Origin of the sequence: Paenibacillus violae (genome assembly GCF_032461945.1) — a bacterium.
Taxonomy (GTDB): Bacteria; Bacillota; Bacilli; order Paenibacillales; family NBRC-103111; genus Paenibacillus_E; species Paenibacillus_E violae.
In genome coordinates this window covers 728,293-749,260 of the sequence record NZ_JAWCUD010000001.1, presented here as the reverse complement: position 1 = coordinate 749,260, position 20,968 = coordinate 728,293, and the positions used below count along the sequence as shown (strand labels likewise).

Sequence of the window (20,968 nt, the reverse complement as noted above, 5' to 3'; positions counted from 1 at the left end):
GGAAGACGTTACCGCCTGCCATCCTCCCGATATCTTGTTATTGATTCAAAATTTTACTTGCAATGATCGCAAGGTCAGCGACATCAATTCTTTTATCGTTATTCAAATCTGCTTTTTTGTACAGGTTCCAATTAGCATCCTGATCAGTTTTACCATAATAAGCAGCCACAATAGCCAAGTCACCAATGGTAAACTTATCGTCACCATTCATATCCTCAGGTACGCGTGTATTCACCGATGCAAGGAAGCCTTGCAGAGCCGAGTTCAGTTCGGTCACAGCTTGATCTACTTGAGATTGCGTAGCCGCTGCGTCACTAGCGATCTGGCTGGCTGCGTTAATGGCCGCTTGCAGAAGTGCTTTAGCGCCTGCAGGATACTCGCCGGTTTTGGTGCCTTCTACGGCTGCATCATGCGTGGATTGTGCTTCTGCAATCAAGGTATTCAGTGCCGCTTTATCCACTGTGCTGTTGATTGCGTTTTTGAACGTTTGCAAAGCTGCATTCAGCTGAGTTCTTGCCAGGTCTACTTCATCCTGTGTAGCCTGCAGTTTCGCTGCTACTGCCTTAGCCGTATCGATAGCCGCTTGTAGAATTGCTTTGGAACCTACCGGGTATTGACCGTATTTGGTTCCTTCCACAGCTGCATCGTGTACCGCTTGCGCCTCTGTAATCAGGCTGTTCAGCGCTGTTTTATCCACCGCTTTAATGCTGATCAGTTTCGAAACGCCAGGCATTTCGGTCTCTTTCCCTTCTCCATCGGCAATCACAAGTTGGGAAACCGCGACGGTGCCGGCTGCGCCAATTTCCGATGTCTTCGCTTTGAATTGAAGCGACAGCAGGGCACCGTTTGGCTGGGAAGCACTTGGGCCAACATGAACGGCAAGGTATCGGCTTTGACCAGGAGCTTTTTTCTCGTCCACGATCACGAAATCTTTTTCCTTCGCCGATTTGGCGGAAAGCAATTCAAAAATATCCGAATTATACGTAATCGTAAAATCTTGGCCATACACGCTTTGTGTCACTCCGCCTAATCCATACGTCAAATTAAACGTTTGACCGGCTGAAACGACGGAGCTGCCGCTTAAGAACGCCGTTGCTTCGCTCTTGCCGTGTTCAATGGAAATATCATCGAAATACCCGCGTGAATATCCGGTTTTCCCTGTAGCATTAAAGGAAATAAGTATTTTATCTACCCTTTTCCCAGCAGCCACAGCTCCGATATTCGATGTCACAAAATTCCATTGATCGGAAACAAGTTTACCGCCATTTCCTTGTGCCAGCGGATTAAGACCGACACCGTTTTGATCGACGGCACTCAAATTGTGCAGATACGTTCCATCGGTGAACAGCAAGTCAACCGCGTAATTTTGGCTTGTTGTTCTCACATTACCAGGCAGTACGGTTCCTGCGCTGCCTTCCGGATTTATCCAGTAAGAAAGCACTGTAGAAGGTTTAATGTCAAAATCAGCGTCAAACATTTGATTATAAGCATAGTTCTCTACAGCATTGGTCGCATTACCGGAATACAAGATCGCACTTGTGCTGTTATTTCGTCCAGGTGTACCAACCTTCGTTTCAACACCGCCGATTCCACAGCAGAATTCGCCGATGTTCTTCGATTCGATCGTACGGTTTTCCCAAGTCGGCATGATATCTCCGGCCTCAAGCCCCGTTTTGAAATCAACGCCGGCTTCATAGCTTAGATCCGTTTCATTGAGAGCAAGCACCGTGATCGTAATGACCTTCGTAGCGCTCACGCTGCCTTTATTCACCGATGCGGTTAACGTTAAGCTCACATCCGGCTGCCCAAAGTCAGGACGTTTTATAATTTTACCTTCGTTAGAAACAACCGCTGGATTTGAGCTTACCCATGTAATCGTAGTGCCAAATTCAAAGTTGCCAGTAGGCAAGGTTAGCTTCTTTGTCACAGCACTGGTATTTCCTAAATCCAGGCCTTTAACGGTTTCCGCTACCGCTGTTTCATCGTTTACAGGAGGAGTCGGGTAGCCCAGGAGCTCAATTTCCGCAAATGAAGTGGTGGCGGTTCCCGAATTTTCTGTAACTTCTAATCGGTAGAATTCATATTTACCCGGAGTCTGAATGGTAAATGGTCGGGTATACGAACGCCATGCGAAAGTTTCATTCGTTCTTTGATCCAATATTGTCCAATTCTGACCATCATTGGAGCCCTTCAGCATCCAGCTTTTCGCATCGCCGTCTGTATTGCCCGAAGTCAATGTATACATAGCCGCCTGCTTTTTCGAGCCGAGGAATTGATATTGAATCCATGGCTTCGCGCTGTTTAACGTAACTCGGGTATTCGAACTGTTATCAAACAAGTTGCCGATTGTGGAGCTGTTCGTACTGTCGGTTACTTTAGCAAACCCTTGAGCAACCAATTTATCTGTCATGTCTTTTAATGGAGCAGGAACGGCAGACCCTTGAGTAATGGATGACGGAACGTCATTTTCGCCGCTTCCCCATGTAGAAGGCGTTGATCCCATGTCAAAGTCCAGCGTAGCTCCGGCTGCAAGTACCGCATGCGGCAGCGATGTTTGCGTATAGGCTTCGCCATTCACTTTCAAGCTTTGAACGTATTTATTTTCTTTGCTGTTATTCGGTGCATTAACAACGAGTTTTTTGCCATTATCAAGTTGGATCGTCGCTTTTTTGAACAATGGAGCGCCGACCGCATATTCCGGGCTGCCCATTTTGAGCGGATAGAAACCTAATGCTCCGAAAATATACCAAGCAGACATTTCACCATTATCCTCATCACCCGCATAACCTTGGCCAATTTGGCTTCCAAGATACAAACGGTCTAAAGCTTCACGAACTTTCTCCTGTGTCTTCCAAGGCTGCCCTGCATAATCATACATGTAGATAATATGGTGAGACGGCTGGTTGCTGTGTCCGTACTGCCCCATTCTTACGTCCCTAGCTTCCGTCATTTCATGGATGACACCACCGTATGAACCGGCATTGGAGCTGGAAGCAGGTTCCGGTATGCTGAAGAATTGATCAAGTTTTTCGGCCAACTTCGCTCTACCGCCGTACAAATTGGCCAATCCTTGGCCATCCTGCGGAGCATGGAATGCCATGTTCCACGCATTCGTTTCTGTGTAATCGCTGCCCCAATTTCTAGGATCGAAATTGGCTTGTGAAGATCTCCAGGCACCACTTGCCGTTCGGCCATTGAAGAATCCTAAATCAGGATTAAACATGTTAACATAATTTTGTGCCCGATTAATGTAATATTGTTGGTCATCTTTGTAATGAGCGTTATAAGCATCGCTGGTGTCATTTTTCTTTGCGAGTGCATCAGCCAGGTTGGCAATACCAAAATCATTGATATAGCCATCCACAGCCCATGCCAAACCTTCACCTGTATCCGTATTCGTATAGCCGTCGAAAACGGAGGTAGCCATCCCTTTTCTGCCTACATTGGCATTTGGCGGAGTGACGGCAGCATCTTTCAACGCAGACTGATAGAAGCTTTGAACGTCGAAGTTCGTAACACCTTTTAAATACGCATCCGCAAAAGCAACATTCGCGCTTGTTCCTACCATCAAGTTGGCATAACCAGGAGAGGACCATCTGGAAATCCAACCGCCATCCCGATAGTGCTGAACGAAGCCGTCAATAAATTCGCCAGCCTTAGATGGTGTTAGCAAAGAATAGGCCGGCCATGCCGTACGGTACGTATCCCAGAAACCGTTGTTAACATAAATTTTGCCATCGTTAATTTTGGCGCATGATGTGGTTGCCGTACTTGTCGAACATGATGTAATCGGCGTTTGATCCGCATGTTTGTAAACCGGCGCTTCATTCGTGCCCACATTCTCAAAAGCTGAGTTTGGATACAAGAATAAACGGTACATGTTGGAGTATAAAGTAATCAGTTGATCTTCTGTGGCACCTTCAACCTGAATGATGCCCATTTGTTGATCCCACTGTGTTTGAGCTTTTTCTTTAATCGTTTCAAAAGTATCCGTAGGACTGATTTCCAGCTCCAGGTTTTTCTTGGCTTGCTCTAAGCTGATTAAAGAAGTTGCGATCTTCATCGTAACCACTTTATTTATCGTGGTGTCGAATTTGTAATAGGCCTGCACATTGGTTCCACCACCGCCACTGCCCGTCAACTTGCCGCTTGCTGTAACCGGCTTATCGAAGGTCGCATAGATGAAGATGCGCGTTGCGCCTGTGGAAAGGCCGCTTTTTTGATCGGAGTAGCCGGAGATGGCATTGTTAGCCGCATCCAGCGTAATACCGCCACTATTGCTTTGGTTGTCAAAAAGCAGATTAGACGAATCCCCAGCAAATGTGAATCGGAACATCGCTGCATGATCGGTAGGCGTGAATTCCGTTTTGAGACCGTTCTCAAAAGTCACGCCATAATAGTACGGCTTCGCGATTTCGTTCTCGTGCTTGAAAGGTAGTGCCCTTGTCGTACGGCTAATATTGGGCGTTCCCACCGTGTCGGATGGCATCACATGGAAGGTTTGCCGATCCCCCATCCAAGGGCTTGGCTCATGGCTTAATGCGAACGCTTGAATCGTAGGTAAGTTGTTCGCGTTATTGCTTTGATTGTAATAATAAGCCCAGTCTGAGCTTGCGTTTGTTTTCGGTATCCAGAAATTAAATCCGTGCGGAACTGCAACGGCTGGAATATTATTTCCTCTGGAGAACGTTCCATTGGACTGTGTACCTCTAAGAATGTTGGCATAATCGGAGAGCCGGCTGTAATTTACAGGAGCGGGATTCCCTACAATTTTGATATCATCGATTGTGCCTTTAAATCCTGTACCGGTTTTCGCTGCTGGATTATCGTACGCAACCAGAATGCGTTTAATTGTTTTTCCGGCGGCTACGGACCCGATGTTGGATTTTTTGAAGTTCCATTGGTTGTTGTAGAGTGTCTTGGAGTTGCCTTGATCTTGAGGATTAAGTTTAACGCCGTGTTGATCGAGCGCACCGAGATTATGCAGATAAGTGCCATCTGAGAATGCGAGATCTACCGCTGCGTAAGTGCTGGAGTAATCCATCTGCGCTTTATCTGTGAACTCAGGAGCAATGTAATAGGAGAGTTCGGTACTTGGCGTCACGGCGATATCGGCATCATAAACTTTATTATAGGAATAAGCTCTGCCATTAACCAAGTGAGTTCCGGAGTAGGTAAAAGCTTTTGCCCCTGTCCATCCGACATTGGATTTGGCATTATAAAGGCCTGAAGGACCGTTCGAGACATATGATTTCATATCTGCCGGTGGTGGTGGTGGGAGAACAATGCCATTGGAGAGCTGGAACTCGGACAATTGAATGTAAGAATCACCGCTGTTTGCTGTTATGTTTAACCGGTAATAGACATACGGTGTTTCATTCGCGAAGTCATATACTTTCGTCTGGAAGCGTTCGCTAAAGGTCTGGTTGGTTCTCGTATCAAGCGTCGTCCAGGTGCTTCCGTCATTGGAGCCTTCAAACTGCCAGTTTTTAGGGTCTCTTCCGGCTGAATCATTCGCAGAGGTCAAAGCATATCTCATGACTGCCGATGCTTCACTAAGCTTGAATCTGACCCAGCTCGTCGAGTTCGTATCCAGCCATTTCGAATTCGTGTTTGAATCGATCAAATTGACGGCGACTTCACCTGAAGATGTGTACTCTCCTCTTGCAGTTACTTCAACGACTTTATTCGTGATGCTGCCTGGAATGCCCGCAAACGGCGTATTGCCGTCGATCCCCGAAGTTAGAGGATTCCCGTCGATATCTGCCTCGACTTTATTTTCCCATGTCACAATGGGGTCACTTGCCTCGAATGACGAGTAGAAGTCAGCACCTTCTGCAGCAGCAGCGGATGCCCGCTGATTCGTAGGCAGATAGAATGATCCTGCCAGAAGTGTAAAGCTCGTTGCCATAGCCAGAAATTTCCTAGCTTTCCGGTTACCCATTCCAGAAAACCTCCCATTTTTGTTTTCAAAGCGATCCTAATCGTTAAGAGTCAAGCAGCCTCCTTTCGAAGCACACCTGTAAGCGCTTCCCCATACATATCTTACTGAAAGAGCCTGGCTTTAACTATGCGGTAAATCTATCTTTTCTTCCGATAAAATAATCACATTTCCATTCCATCGGTATTTAGGAATACAAAAAGTGAGGTCGCTTACCGCCTATCCCCTCACTTTGTGCCTTTAACGAAAAATCCATTTGGCTACCATCGCCAGATCGTCGATATCCACCTTGCCGTTCTGATTGAGATCAGCTCGTTCATACTTTGCCCAATCCTGATCGTCTGACGAGCGTCCGTAAGCCGCCGCAACCACAGCCAGATCTCCTACAGAAATTTTGTTATCACTATTTAAATCAACCAAAGTAATGCGAACGCTGTGAGATACACCGCTAATTGTTGTTTCTAAACCGTCTGTATTGGTCAGCACGATGTCTTGAATCGCCATTGTTGTTGTTACTGGTTGAGAAATGGATTTAGCCTTCCAGCGCAGCACTAATAAATCAGCGTCCTCTTTTATTGGATGTTCCCCTGCATGAAGCATGACATGAACTTGTTCGTTCATTTCGGAATCGATGACAGCGGACATGTCTTCACGGAGCGTTTCCACACCGAGGAATTCCAAGTGTTCTGCCTCATAAGTCAGTGTAAAATCCTGAGCATATATGCTCTCAGTTACACTTTTAAGTCCATAAGTTAGCGTAAATAGACCTTCGGAAACAACCGATCCCTGACCGGTTAATTGGGCTGATGGCGGCTGGTTTGCCTGTGTGGTGACAGTTACGCTGGGACCATTCGTGCTCCAAAGCCCTGAGGCGTTAACCGCTTCCACTTTAAAGGTGTACGCCGTATTCGAAATCAAAGACGTAATTGCGTATTGATAGACATTGCCCGTCACAGTGCCTAACGCCTGCCCATCCTGGTAAACCTTATAGTCGGTTATCCCGTCTGGATCGGTCGCTCCGAACCATGATAACGTCACGCCTGAACTTGACACTCCGGATACATCAAGCCGCTTTGCCGCCGTCCACTGGGGAGGCTTCGGTACATCCGGCGAACCACTCATGATAGCTTTCGCGATAATCGCCAAATCCGCAATGTCAATCCTGCCATCGGGATGGACATCCGCCTTCACATGCTTGGCCCAATCGGAGTCCGCCGATGTTTTACCATAGGAGGCTGCCGCAATCGCCAAATCTCCGATCGTATATTTGTTGTCTCCATTCAAATCCCCAGGCTGCGAGTTATCTACAGAAATTTGGATCTTATGTGTCGCTCCGCTTACATTGGTTTCCACGCCGTCACCGTTTGAAACTACTAAATTGCTAATAGATACATCAGATGAGGCAGAATGGTCAAGCTTTTTAGAGCTCCAATGAAGCGTTAACAATTCATTATCTTCGCGAATGGCATATTGCGCTCCATGACTTACCGCAATAATTCGGACGCGTCCGGGTGTGTCAGACAGTCCGACAATAGAGAACTGATCCTTTAATTCCTTTACTGTGTCCACACCGTTAAAACTTAACTGCTCAGCATCATAAGTAACTGTGAGATCCTGTGCATAGACCGCTTGCGTAACCCCCTTCAATCCATAGGTCAAATGAAATGCTTCACCAACCAGCACCTTGTCCTCTCCGGACAAGGTGGCATGGATGGCTTCTTCGGCTTTGGCAAGTGAGAGATCAGCAAACCAGTTCGCCGATAAAAGCATGAGAAGCGCATATACAAGGTACGTCCTATGCCTTTTTCTTTTTCTCATCGTCTAATATCCTCTCTGGCTTTATGTATGGACTAATGACGGGTTGTCATTTCTTATAATCAAGCAAAGATAAAAGGAGTGTGACCGCCTCTGCCCTGGTCGCATTGTCATTAGGCATGAACAGATGATCTCCCTTGCCTTGAACCAGTCCGGCTTCTGCGGCAGCTGCTACGAAAGCGAACGCCCAAGGAGGAATTTGGTCTTTATCGGCAAAAGTCGATATTGGCTGCTCAGCTGTCTGGATACCTGAAGCCCGCACAATCATCGTGGTGATTTCGGCACGGGATATCATTTTGTCTGAACGGAACGTGTTGTCTTCATACCCTGATACGATGCCGGCCTTTACGGCGGACGAGATGCTTGATTTAGCCCATTCCGGTATCATAGACTCGTCATCGAAAGCAAGCTGATCTTGGTCATTCAACGGCAATTGAATTGCCCGAGCCAGCATGGTCGCAAACTCTGCACGTGTGATAAGTCCCTGCGGCTTAAAAGTGCCATCCTCATAACCGTTGACAAAACCCAGTTTCGCCGCTCTTTCAATCGCCTCTTTCGCCCAGTGCCCTGCAATATCACGAAACATAGGAGTATTGTCGTTCCTGATATCCATAGCAATTTGTGTGCCCGCATTTTGTTTACTAGAAACCATTTTGCTGGTAACAAGCTTCACGTCCGTCAGTTCTACCGCTGCCTGACCTTTGCCAATCGGTTCAAAAGTAAGTGTGCATAAGGGAACCTTCCCGCTTTCCCCTGCTTTATTGCCAATTTTGGTACTCGCAAATTGAATCTGATTATCTTTCACGATAGCAGGAATGGAGAAGCCATCTAGCGCGCTTTTCGCCTCCTTAAATCGTAATTGGTTGGGGTCATAAACAAAGTTTACCTCATAAGCGTAAATATCCTGAAGGTTATCCCCTGTAACCGTCACCTTAATTTCCTTGTCTTTTCCTACTTCAGGTTTATCGTTACTGATTGTTAGCGTGTAAGTGAAGGAGTCTGCAGCCCAAGTGGAAATGGGAACCATTAACATACAGATCATGAGAGTGAGGTACATACCAAAAATTTTATGTTTCATGCAGATCGTTCCTTTCTGAGCGTCCTTTTATCCTTTAATCGAACCTGCCAGGAGACCCCGAATAAAATACTTGCTCAAGAAAATATAAACGAGCAGCGTAGGTAAAGCGGCCAAAATCGCTCCTGCCATCTGTACGTTCCACTGTACAATTTGACTGCCTGACAGGTTTTGCAGAGCCACCATAATCGGTTGCTGCTTCTGGGTGGTCAGGGTAACGGCAAACAGAAATTCGTTCCATACACTCGTGAATTGCCAAATGCCTACTACAACGAATCCCGTTAATGAGAGTGGAATCATGATATACCTATAAATGCCGAAAAATCCGGTTCCGTCAATTTTGGCCGACTCCAACACTTCCGTTGGGATTCCTACATAAAAGTTGCGAAACATCAGGGTGCAAATGGGCAGACCGTACACAACATGAACGAGAATCAATCCAGGAATTGAGTTATAAAGCTTAATGGATTGCAGAAACTGAATTAAGGGAATTAGAATACTTTGGTAGGGAATAAACATCCCGAATAACATCAGGGAGAACAAAAAGTTCGATCCTCTAAACTTCCATTTTGATAAAATATAGCCGTTTAAAGAGCCTAACAAGGAAGACAACAACGTAGCCGGAATAGCAAGCAAAAAGCTGTTCGTCAAATTGGGGACAAGCTTCTTAAACGCTTCTTGATAGCCTTTCAAGTTAAAATACTGAGGCAGCGCCCACATTTTATCGAGTGTGATTTCGTTCAGTCCCTTGACGCTCGTGATGAGCATGACATAAACCGGAACCAGATAAACAATCGCCAAAACGATCAGCGCCACATACAACAGCGTACGATTCACGCGCTCCAGCGACATATTATTCCTCTCCTTTGCGCAAGTTGGAAATTAAGTAAGGAATGATGAGCAAGGAAACCAGCAGCAGCATAATCATCGCGATTCCTGCTCCTTGGGCATAGTGATTTCCGCGAAATGTCGTTTCAAACATGTACACGCCCGGCACATCCGTGACAAACATCGCACCAGGTCCAGTCATGGCATAGACCAAGTCAAATATCTTAAGGGAGATATGTGCCAAAATAATGATCAAGCTCATCGTTATGGGTTTCAGCTGCGGCAAAATCACCTTCCGAAACACCTGCCACTCCGTTGCGCCGTCCACGCGTGCAGCTTCCCGCAGTTCTTCGGATATGTTCCTTAATCCGGCCAAATACATCGCCATGGCGAATCCCGACATTTGCCAGATGGCCGCAATAGCAACCGCAATAATAGCGACTGGAAGGCCGACATCAATTTGGCCTACTGGAATTTTGGGTATAATTTGCGTGCTTACAAACCAGCTAGGCACATTCGTAACGCCAAGCGACTTCAGCAATAAGTTAACCCCAGTCGTTGGATTCAAGATCCATTGCCACACAACCCCGGTTACTACAAAAGAAAGCGCCATCGGAAATACGAATATATTTCGAAAAAAAGCTTCCCCCCGTATCTTCCGATCAATCATCACTGCCAAAAATAAGCCGACAATCATCCCGCCGGCGATGAATAAAGCCGTGAACATCACCGTATTTCTTAAATCCGCTTGAAACCGGAAATCATTAAATAGAAAAGCATAATTGCTGAATCCTGCGAATGTCAGGTTTTTAACGAGAGTATTCCACTCTGATAACGATACGTAGCCGGTCCAGGCTATAAAACCATACACGAATATGGCGATTGCGACTAAAGACGGCATCAGCATGGCGATAGGCACAAGCTTCTCCGACTTCCAACGAAAAGCGTTCATCGATTCACACTCCAGAAAAACAGGGCCAGATGCCTAATTCCAACATCTGGCCCTGACGATTTTTCAAACTTATTTCTTCATGCCATTGGCAGTTTGTGCTTGTTTAAGTGCTTTTGCTGCTTGCTCCACATCACCTTGCGTTACAAAGATATTAATCGCCTGGTTCGCTTGTGTCGTAAAGCCTTCAGGCGCTGCCGAGCCGTGAGCCATACTTGGCGTCAGCTTGCTCTTTTTAAAATCTTCGATCGTGGTTTTGCCATAAATGTCATATTTGGAAACGTCCGCATCCACCCTTGCCGGAATGGACCCCTTCAACGGGTTAAACACATCTTGACCTTCCACGGAACCAAGGACCTTCAAGAACTCTTTAGCTGTCGCTTGATCTTTGGAATCCTTCGGCAAAGCAAACGTATCCGTTACTACCATGAAACTGCCGTCCGTATTCGGGGAAGCTACCCATCCAAAATCCTCGTTTACTTTCAGTTTCAAATCCGTTGTGAAATATCCTTTTGCCCAATCTCCCATATTGTTCATTGCCGCTTCGCCATTGGCCACCAACTGGGCGGCATCCTGCCAGTTACGTGCAGCATGATCTTTATTTGTATAAGAAAGCATCTTTTTAAAAGTTTCGAGCGATTTTTTCACGCGTGCATCGTCGAACGGAATTTCGCCGGTCCACAATTTTTTGTAATCGTCAGCACCAAATTCGCCGAGCAAGACATTTTCGAACAACATGGTAGCTGTCCATGGTTCTTTATCACCGAGTGCCAGAGGCGTAATACCTTTCCCTTTCAATGCATCCGCTACCTTAACGAATTCATCAAATGTCGTAGGCGCTTTCAAACCATTCTGGTCAAAAATTTTCTTGTTATAGAAAATAACGTTCCCCCGGTGAATATTAACTGGTACCGAGTAGATATTGCCGTCCTTGCTAACCATCTCAATCAGGTCCTTCGGAAACTTATCCTTCCAACCTTCCTTGTCGTACAGGTCGTTCAATGGGCTGACTTTAGCAGCTGCCACCCAACCTGTATTCAGCTCTGCCCCCCCATGAACTTGGAAGGCTGAAGGCGGGTCTCCGCCTTGCATGCGGCTGGCGAGAACTGCTTTGGCATTGGTTCCGGCACCGCCGGCAACAGCCGCATTAATCACTTCAATGTCCGGATATTTATTTTTGAACAGTTTAATTAATCCTTGAAGACCCGCTTCTTCACCGGCACCCGTCCACCAGCTGAAGATTTCCACTTGTTTCTTGCCAGCAGCAGGAGCCGGAGTAGCTGGCGCAGCCGATGCGGCAGGCGTGTTTGCGGCTGCAGCCGGAGTTGGAGCCGAACTGTTCGTTGCCTCATTCGTTGTGGTGCCGCATGCCGTAAGAAGCGAACCCGTTAATGTTACAGTCGAAAGAATCAAAGATAATTTACGTTTCACAGTACTTCCCCTTTCAGATCGCTTTTGTATGAAACCGCTTTACAAAATTATCTTACTCAATTGGAGAATTACTTTTAATGAGGTAAATCTATCTTTTATTCCGTTATTTTGCACAAAACGCAATCCCTGTTAGTTAAGCATGTTTGGACCTATAATCCCCAGGCGACATCCCCTTTTGTTTTTGAAACCATTCGCTAAAATATCGGGGATTCGGGTAACCAACAGACTCTCCAATCTGATAAATCTTGAGGTTGCTGCTGCCAAGAAGCTCGCAGGCTTTCTCAATGCGCAGCTGCGATAAATAATCGCTGAACGATTTGCCCGTTTCTTGACGGAACAGCCTACTTAAATAGTTCGAGGTCACAAACAGCTCATCCGCAATCTGATTCAGATGCAGGTCTTCTGTGAACCTGGCGCTCATCATTTGAAGCGCTTTCTTAATCAAGTAGGAGCTGGGTTCCTCAGCGACCTTCTGCTCCTGTTTATCAGGCGCTGCTGCCTCGTTGGCGCACAGCGTCTTTGCTTTCTGCAAAGCCACCTCGATCTCTTCCACATCCGAAGGTTTAAGCAGATAATCTACAGCTCCTAAACGAAGCGCTTCTTGGGCGTATTTAAAATCACCATACCCGCTGAGGAAAATAACCTTGGTACTCGACAACACACGACTTTCTTTTTCCAATTCGCGCAATCTTGCAACTAATTCAAGCCCCGTCATATTGGGCATGCGAATATCCGACAACAGAATGTCGACGGGATGCTCCTCCATATAGTGGATAGCTTCAAGTCCGTCTTGAAAGACTTGAACCAGTTCGATTCCGAGCGCTTCCCAATTGATATGTTCGCTTAAGCCTTCCCGAATCCAGGTTTCGTCATCAATAATTACGGCACGGCAAACGGTCGTAGTCATCGAGTCATCCTCCGTCCTATTTCAAATTTCCGTTCATTTTCATAGAGAGCTGGCGTAATTCATTCGCTGCATCTTTAAAAGATATTTCCGGCTTGGCAAAAGATGTAATGATTTTGGCCAATGCCCTTTCTTCAATTTCTACCATCGCCGGGTAATAACTGATCGAAGGTTCAATTTTGGCCATATCCATGCTCTTCAAAATCAAGGCAAAATCCGGTCTCGTCTCTTCAAAGGACGGGTCAGCTAGAATGGAGCGCCTTGCCGGTATCCCCCCCTGCTGTGCATAAATCATCCCACCGCGTTTCCCGGTTGCATATTCGAGGAATTTCCAAGCGTCTACAGCGTTTCTGGAACTTGCATTAATAGCAAGCGTCCAACCATGCTGAAATGGGACACGCTTAATATGGCCAAACTGATCTTTGGTGCCTGGAATTAGCGCGATTTTGATAGCATCTTTATTGGGGTCGGTGTTTTGCTTGATCATTGGATACGCCGCATTCCAATAAGGTGCGGCCATGGCGATCTCGCCTGCGATTAAAGCATCGCGGGTTCTGGCGAAATCCCAGTTTAGCAAATCCTGCGGGACCACTTTCTCCTGAACCAGCTTCTCCATATATTTGCCGGCTTGAACCGATTCCTCGCGATCCAACAAGACATTTCCGTCTTCCTCATTCAGCACGTCGCCTCCAAACGACCATAACAGGGAGGCGAAGATCTTGGATCTTTCTTCCGGCACTACAGCAGGCATCGCAAGCCCCCATCTCGTGGGGGAAGTGGCGTTTTTACTTTTGGTATACGTTTTGGCTAGCTCGAATAATTCGTCCCAGGTTTCCGGTGGATGGGGAATTAAGTCGCTTCGATAATACAAGAAGTGTGTGCTAATATCTGTCGGCAGTGCGTATGTCGTATCTTGATATTGGTAAGTGGCCAAAAAATCGCTCACATCAAACGACTGGATATCCGTCAAATTTTTATCATTCATGAAGGAATCTAACGGAAGAATGGCATGAACAGCCGCAAATTGGGCAATGGATGTATTCGGAATCGAGACAATATCAAACGACTCTGTTCCAGCCAGCAGCTGCGTACCAACAGAAGTGAAATAGACATCTCTTCCCAATTCGATATACTCCACCTGAATGCCCGTATCCGCTTCAAACGTCTGGGAGATTTGACGCATCGCCGTAGATTCCGTACCGGTACGAATCAACACTTTTATCTTTTTGGGGCTCGCTAATGCTTTAGGAGAATCCACGGTCACCCGATCCAGTAACAGCAAACTGCTTAAAGCCCAGACGAGCAGCAAAACGAATGAAACCAACATTAATCGATTGAAATGCAGCATTTTCAAATGCTATGCCCCCTCTTGATCCTCTTGGAACGTAGCCAATCGATAAGGGATTGTAACCGTTACCAACGCGCCTTGATCCTCACCTGCCGCTACCTCAATGCCATACTCCGTTCCGAAGGCTGTCTGAATTCTTTGCTGTACATTTCGCAGTCCCACATGGTTGTTTGAAGCTGCATTCTGCAGCAAAAGCCGGACATGATCCAGATCGACCTGTCTACCCGTATTCGATATGACGATCAGAACATTATCTTCGCTTCGAAACGCTTTGATCATGACTTTTCCGCCATCCTGACTCTTGGATATCCCATGCTCTAAAGCGTTTTCAATTAACGGTTGCAGAATAAGCGGCATCACATTGACATAAGCAACTTCGGGTTCCAGCTCAATTTCATAGTACAGCTTGTCTCTGTATCGAAAGGATTGAATTTGTAAATAGTTCTCCACGTGCTCTAGCTCTTTCCCCAGTGTTGTCCATTCCTGGCCGGCATTAAGGGTGAACCGAAAGAACCTCCCTAAAGCCGTTACCAGCTTACTGATGGATTCCGCTTTATGTTTCTTGGCCATCCAATAAATCATATCCAGCGTGTTATATAAAAAATGAGGATGGATCTGCATTTGCAGCGCTTGAAGAAGAGCCTCGCGTTTTTCCTTCTGCTGCTTTTCATTCTCTTGGATTAGCCTTTGAATACGGTCCATCAATCGATTAAAGCTAAATTGCAAGATGCTGATCTCTTGAATGGGTCCTTGCGTATCCCGTACATGAAGATTGTCTTTCGCCGCAAATGCCATTAATCGGGCAAGATTAATAACCGGCTTCGAAATGGCGGTAGCCAACAGAAACGAGACGATTACCGCGACAAGCGCGCCAATGGCCGACATCATTAACAAATACCGCAATATTTTTTGATTGGGTCCGATTAATTCATTAATAGGGACGACCGCCGTCATCTTCCATCCGCTAATTTTGGAGGTATCGAAGGCGAGCAGCCATTTGCCATCGACAATCTGCAGCCCTTGACCTTGTGAGGGCAAGGCTTGTATGGCTTGGCTTATTTTATTATTTTGAGACAGCTGAGGGTCCTGCTGATAAATCACATCGCCGGAAGCATCCGTGACTAATAACGAGCCCGTTGAACCAATTTGAACATTTCGCAAATGCTCGCTTATAAAACGATCGTTAAATTGCACAAATAAATAACCTCGAAGCTTTGCCGTGTTACTGTCAATCAGACGCCGAGCAGCCGTAACGGACGCGCGAACCGGTGTTTCGAAACCGTCCTTTAGACGGTAAATCGATCTTTTATCGCTAAACCAGTTCATTTTCAAGGGTTGGCGCTCTATTTGATCCATAACAAATTGAATATTGACGCGATCAACTTGCTCATATGTGTAAAATAAATTTTCTGTCGAAAGCACTTCATGTCCAGCTGTTATAAAATAGATGGCTCGGATATGCTCCAGCCTGCCACGAAATAGATTGGAATAGACCATATTTTTAAACTTCTGATTGGCTTCGAACAGTGGATAAGAGGAGTCTAAGGGGCCGTTTAAAAAATCAAGCGACTGTTCATATAACAAAGTCCAAGTGAGTCGATCAATCTCTGAGAGATTGGCATCCAAAGCACGCTGAGTCTGCCCTACGGTCTGCAGAAGATACTGACTAACCTGCTTTTGAAACAATTCATTTTCCTTTTTGTAGGTAATATACGTGATAACGACTAGCGGAAGAATCATGAGCAGAAGAAAAACGGACAGCAAGATCGTGCGAATCGAGATTAGTTTGCTGACATTATTGAAAGCGCTCACCCTTTCCACCGATTAAATACACGAATAATCTAACATGTTCAATTTGAAATGTTTGTCGAAATAAGCGAAAGATCACATAAAATAATAATAAAATGTTGCAAAAAAAAGAGAGGATGCTCCGGAAGCACCATCTCTACTCGATTGTTCATGAAGTTTCACTTACTTTTTCGAAACAGGAATCCATATTTCACTTCTAAAGTTAGGGGATGTTACGTCTTTGCTTTCATTCCATAAGATCTCCGGACCATCCACTTGTTCATAGCTCGACGATGGAAACCACTCGGCATAGATGCGGCCCCATACCTGTTGCAGCGTTTCCGGAAAAGGACCCACAGCCTCAAATACGGCCCACGAGGAGGCAGGAACTTCCAGTACAGCCAGATAATCCGGGCACTCTTTCGTGGTTGCCGCTCCGATATAATGATCGAGCTCTCCTTTCTCTTCCATCCTCCCCTCTGAAAAGTTGGCTGACCCGCTAATAAGCCCGCTTGGCGCCACATTGGAAAGCGATTTAAGCTGTAGAATGAGCTCCTCGTTTAAACTTCCCCACATGGCGGCGATTTCTGGATTCACTCCCTCAAAAATAATCGGCACCCTTTTCTTCAGTCCCACGATGCGAAATGCTTCTTTCTCTTCAATCCGGTAGTTCATGACATCTCCTCCTCTAATTGTGAGCTGGAAGGTCAGTCTTGGGTAAGCTTTTAACGTTTGCCCCGTCTCTCTTGCCTCTGTTGGCGTTATCCCATGCATGCTTTGAAAAGCTCTGGTAAAAGAATCAGGCGAATTATAGCCGTATTTGACTGCCAAATCAATAATCTTGATTGCGCTATGGTTCAGCTCAAATGCAGCAAGCGTCAGCCTTCTGCGGCGAATGTATTCCGACAGCGGGACACCAGCCAGGAACGAAAACATTCTTTTAAAATGAAACTCCGAACACATCGCTATTCTGGCTGCTTCTTTGAAATCAATCTCGTCTGTCAGATTTTCTTCGATATAAGATAGAGCCCCGTTCATGTTTTCAAGCATCTTCAAGCTCACCTCCCTCGCTTATCTATACAATAGCAATTGTATAAACACAGCATCCGACTTTTCGTGCACAATCTCGTAGGGTTCTTGGTTAAAAAAGAAGAAGAAAAAGAAGAAGAAGAAAAGAGACTGTCTTGAGGTTTATTAACCTGTGGACAGCCTCTTGTTGTCATGAGAATCAAAAACTTTGCACCCGCGCTTGCTTTTCCTTCATGATCGGCATCAACAACCATGCTCCAACCAGGAGCAAACAGCCGCTAAGCACATAGACCGTTAACAATGAGGACATATCTTTTAAATATCCGGAAATCGACATGCCAACCACCATCATGCCCATAAAAATGGGAGTTATAGCGCCTCCGACCCTGCCCATATAAGCGGCTTCTGTATTTTTCATCAGCAGAGTTTGAATGCCGACTTGAATGCAAGGGTAAAATAACCCGCTGAGCGCTTGGAGCGCAAAGGACAGAAGCAATATCTTCGATGCTCCGACTGCAATGGTACATATGGCGCTGACCAACAAGCCTACCGCAAGCAAAACTTGCGGCTTCACTTTCTTGGCTACCGTCATGATGAAGGCTCCGCCAATCAGCATAGCCGCGCCGTTCGTCATTAGAAACCACTGCATAAATGATTTATCCTGTCCTAAATTTTCAATCGTGATAAAAATCATTAGGGGCTGAATCATCCCCGCGGCAAGCCCTGAAGCAGCAAAAGTTGCACCTAGGGTTCGTAATGAACGGTTAGACCATACATAACTGATTCCAGCTTTCATCTCTGTCATAAAGCTACCGGTATTTTGCGCGTTCGCTTCATCTGTGTCACGAGGTAAAAACGACAAGATGATGGCAGAGGTCAGGAAAAATAAAAACGTCAACAAAAGGGAAACCTGAATACCGAACTGCATGAAAATAAAGACACCAATGATCGGACCGATAATGGTAAAGATGCCGATTAAAGATTGCGATAAAGCCATGACACTTTGCAATTTGTCACTGGCAACGTGTTTCTTATAGAGCTTCATCGCAGAGGGTTGCGAAAATTGAGATAAACTCGCTGAGATCAGTGTTCCAATTAATAGCGCATACCATTCGCCCATCACAAGAGCGAGCAACACGACTAACACGGAAATAGCTGATAAAAAGTCGCTCCACACCATCGTGCGCTTTGGCTTCCAGCGGTCCGCGAACGTCCCTCCGATGATGGCGAATAAAAAAATTGGAGCAAACTCAACGACGGAAATAAGTGATACATACTTAGGATCATTATTTGTTATATCAGTCACATATAAAAGCACGGCAAAATTTCTTATCCATACACCTAACTGCAGAAACACCCGCGAAAGGATAATCGTTCGCACGTATCGATTCGTAAACACGTTAATACCCCATATCTTTTAAAATACTAGACAGCGTACGCAGACGTTCGCCGTTGAGCTCGTCATCTTCGCTAAGCGCTTGGCTGAATAGTTTGATGTCTTCGTTAATTCTATCGTTATCCGTACAGACGGCCACGGTCATGGCATCTCCTTGCAGACCTACACGATCAATTACTGGATTCTCAGGATCGTATAAGCTCTTATTTCGATACGCATCTTCGCGGAAATACAGCATGCTTCTTGTTATAAGAATGGCAAGATCGAGGACGCGGTGCAGCGGAAGCTCTTCCGATTGCCTCGACCACTTCTCCCCTGTGTATCTCCAGACCTTGGCCGAAATGTCGACCTTCCCTCTGTCATTCCATTGAGCCAGTCCTAAAGAGAGCCCTTTTGCATCGGATGTATCGGCGTATCTACCGTCCACTTGCTCATAATTTTCGGAAACAATGACGGGCTTATGTTTTAAAGAAGTAGGTATTTTCATTTGGTTATCTCCTTTGATTGAGTTTAGTAATTTAGTAATTTAGTAAATTACTAATTTACAAACCCAATTCTATATCGATGTTCCGGATTAGTCAATGCAATCCGGCCTTAGTTGTCTTTCGCGTCGCACCATCTGACAGATGTGCCGCCGCATGCAGTCTGGCATGTCTGCGGCAAGGCCGGGGCCGAGGCTGTGACTCGGCCGTGGGAACTACAGGGCGCTATTTCGGCGAAATAAGCCCTTTAGACGCCGAAAGGGAACTGAGAGACCTTATTTCTTGGGATTGGGCGGGTTTTCCGCCAAATCCTTAGAAATAAGGCCCTACAGTTCCCCGAAAAGCCTGAAACAACCCTGAGGGCACAAATAACTCCCTCATGGTCCACTATTTGCCGCCGCATACAGCCGCATCTGTAGCTCCCACCAGACTATCGTCATGTGGAGAGCCCGTGCTCAGCCATGCATCCTAGCAAACCAAAAAACCTGAGCTGCACACAGTCAGGTTAATCAGTTCCTATACTCTCACTCTTAAGCGTCCCCTAATCTCTTTTCGTTCAAATGATTGGCCAACTGACTCGTCCGCTGTTTATTCAGCGGGTACAAGCATACAATGATTAGAAAAATGACCAGATAGACGATGCCGGGGACTAAAGTGGCTAACGTGTATATGCCATCTAACGCTTCTTTGGTCTGAACAGACCGAGCTGCGTCATAGCCAACCGAACCGATAGCCACGCCGCCGATCCCGCCGGCAAGCGCTTGGCCTACCTTGCGGGCAAAGGAATACACGGAATACACCGTGCCATCCTCCCTCACACCAGTCACATACTCCTGGTAGTCAATCACATCAGTGACAAAAGCCCATACGACTAAGTTGAAAAAGGCAAAGCCAAACATGCCAACAGCGGAAATAAGGACAAATTGCCAAGCTGTCAAATGCGGCAGGAAGTAGAGGGTAAGGTAGACAACGGAGGAAAGCAGCATACCTGCTGCAGCTATTTCCTTTTTGCCATACTTGTGCACCAATGATTTCACAAAAGGAATTGCGATAAATACCGCAGCTGTCTGAATTAATACAGCCATACTCAACATCGAAGCGCTTCCAAAATAATTTTTAAACAGATAAACATTCACTGCACCTACCAGCATAGAAAGCATCATAAACGTGAGCGATGCGATCAAAATAGAGATTAACGGCCTGTTTTTTAACATACCTTGTAAAGTTGTACCTAGATGGATCTTATTTTTTTGCTCTTCTGGTATTGTGATCCGTTCTGTTGATAGTTTGTAACAAGCCATGTAGCAGGCAATCGACAAAATGCCGAAAATAATAGCTGCCAGCATGAACCTGTTGGAATCTGCTTTATTGTTAACGAATAGGATTAAAGGCCCGATCACATTAATGATTAGACTCGCCAGCATAGCCCCCATCGTTCTGAATGTCGATAATGTCGTGCGCTCCACTGAATCGCTAGTAATTACAGACGCCATAGACCCGTATGGAATATTGACCGTGCTGTACAGTGTTCCCCAAATCAGATAAGTGACAAATGCATAGGCCATATAGAAACCATCGGACATCCCCGGGATTTTCACAAACATAAGAATACCGGACAAGACGAGCGGAAAAGACATTCGGAAGATCCAAGGCCGAAATTTGCCTTGAACCCCCGCTTTTCTTGTGTCGATGAAACGCCCCCACACCACATCTGCAACAGCGTCCCAGAGTCTTGCAATGACAAATACAAGGCCGATCGTTGCCGCATGAATTTTGAAAATATCCGTATAGTAGACCATCAGGAACGAGCTCACGAGGATAAAAAAGAAATCATTCCCGAAGTCGCCGAACAAATACCCCAGCTTATCTCGTATCCCAAAAGGACGGCTTGCCTTGACGTTACCCTTTGTTTCAGGCACATTGTGAATAGCCAAATTACTCATCGTATCCCCCCGCTACATGTGTAACTCAGAGTGCTCAGA

General features: G+C 46.0%; 13 protein-coding genes. All 13 read right to left on the bottom strand.

The features are described from left to right. Positions 1–37: 37 nt before the first annotated feature. The 13 genes from RQP52_RS03190 to RQP52_RS03130 all read right to left on the bottom strand — a co-directional run bounded on the left by RQP52_RS03190 (position 38) and on the right by RQP52_RS03130 (position 20,929). Positions 38–5,944, bottom strand: a complete 5,907-nt coding sequence (locus RQP52_RS03190) for a GH92 family glycosyl hydrolase (protein WP_315949405.1) — start codon at positions 5,942–5,944, stop codon at positions 38–40. Between the two features lie 237 nt (positions 5,945–6,181). Further along, the gene (locus RQP52_RS03185) at positions 6,182–7,759 is read right to left on the bottom strand and encodes a cohesin domain-containing protein (RefSeq protein WP_315949404.1); all 1,578 of its coding nucleotides are present in this window, start codon (positions 7,757–7,759) and stop codon (positions 6,182–6,184) included. A gap of 46 nt (positions 7,760–7,805) precedes the next feature. Then, a complete protein-coding gene (locus RQP52_RS03180; RefSeq protein ID WP_315949403.1) occupies positions 7,806–8,834 on the bottom strand; it encodes an S-layer homology domain-containing protein in 1,029 nt (342 codons plus the stop codon). Between the two features lie 27 nt (positions 8,835–8,861). Beyond that, positions 8,862–9,683, bottom strand: coding sequence for a carbohydrate ABC transporter permease (locus tag RQP52_RS03175; RefSeq protein WP_315949401.1), 822 nt, complete (start codon positions 9,681–9,683; stop codon positions 8,862–8,864). 1 nt (position 9,684) lies between these two features. After that, positions 9,685–10,611 (bottom strand): carbohydrate ABC transporter permease, encoded by a 927-nt coding sequence (locus RQP52_RS03170; protein ID WP_315949400.1) that lies wholly within the window; start codon positions 10,609–10,611, stop codon positions 9,685–9,687. Positions 10,612–10,680: 69 nt separating this feature from the next. After that, positions 10,681–12,039 (bottom strand): ABC transporter substrate-binding protein, encoded by a 1,359-nt coding sequence (locus tag RQP52_RS03165; RefSeq protein ID WP_315949398.1) that lies wholly within the window; start codon positions 12,037–12,039, stop codon positions 10,681–10,683. Between the two features lie 133 nt (positions 12,040–12,172). Continuing rightward, entirely contained in the window at positions 12,173–12,946 is a 774-nt protein-coding gene (locus RQP52_RS03160; RefSeq protein ID WP_315949397.1) for a response regulator transcription factor, read from the bottom strand. Between the two features lie 16 nt (positions 12,947–12,962). Beyond that, positions 12,963–14,291: an ABC transporter substrate-binding protein gene (locus tag RQP52_RS03155; RefSeq protein ID WP_315950375.1), complete on the bottom strand. Its 1,329-nt coding sequence runs from the start codon at positions 14,289–14,291 to the stop codon at positions 12,963–12,965. A gap of 9 nt (positions 14,292–14,300) precedes the next feature. Continuing rightward, positions 14,301–16,103, bottom strand: coding sequence for a sensor histidine kinase (locus RQP52_RS03150; RefSeq protein ID WP_315949396.1), 1,803 nt, complete (start codon positions 16,101–16,103; stop codon positions 14,301–14,303). 159 nt (positions 16,104–16,262) lie between these two features. Beyond that, positions 16,263–17,129: an AraC family transcriptional regulator gene (locus RQP52_RS03145; protein ID WP_379172785.1), complete on the bottom strand. Its 867-nt coding sequence runs from the start codon at positions 17,127–17,129 to the stop codon at positions 16,263–16,265. A 178-nt stretch (positions 17,130–17,307) separates the two neighbouring features. After that, positions 17,308–18,507, bottom strand: a complete 1,200-nt coding sequence (locus RQP52_RS03140; RefSeq protein ID WP_315949393.1) for an MFS transporter — start codon at positions 18,505–18,507, stop codon at positions 17,308–17,310. A gap of 1 nt (position 18,508) precedes the next feature. After that, the gene (locus RQP52_RS03135; RefSeq protein WP_315949392.1) at positions 18,509–18,991 is read right to left on the bottom strand and encodes a DUF6530 family protein; all 483 of its coding nucleotides are present in this window, start codon (positions 18,989–18,991) and stop codon (positions 18,509–18,511) included. A gap of 525 nt (positions 18,992–19,516) precedes the next feature. Beyond that, positions 19,517–20,929, bottom strand: a complete 1,413-nt coding sequence (locus RQP52_RS03130) for an MFS transporter (protein ID WP_315949391.1) — start codon at positions 20,927–20,929, stop codon at positions 19,517–19,519. Positions 20,930–20,968: the final 39 nt, after the last annotated feature.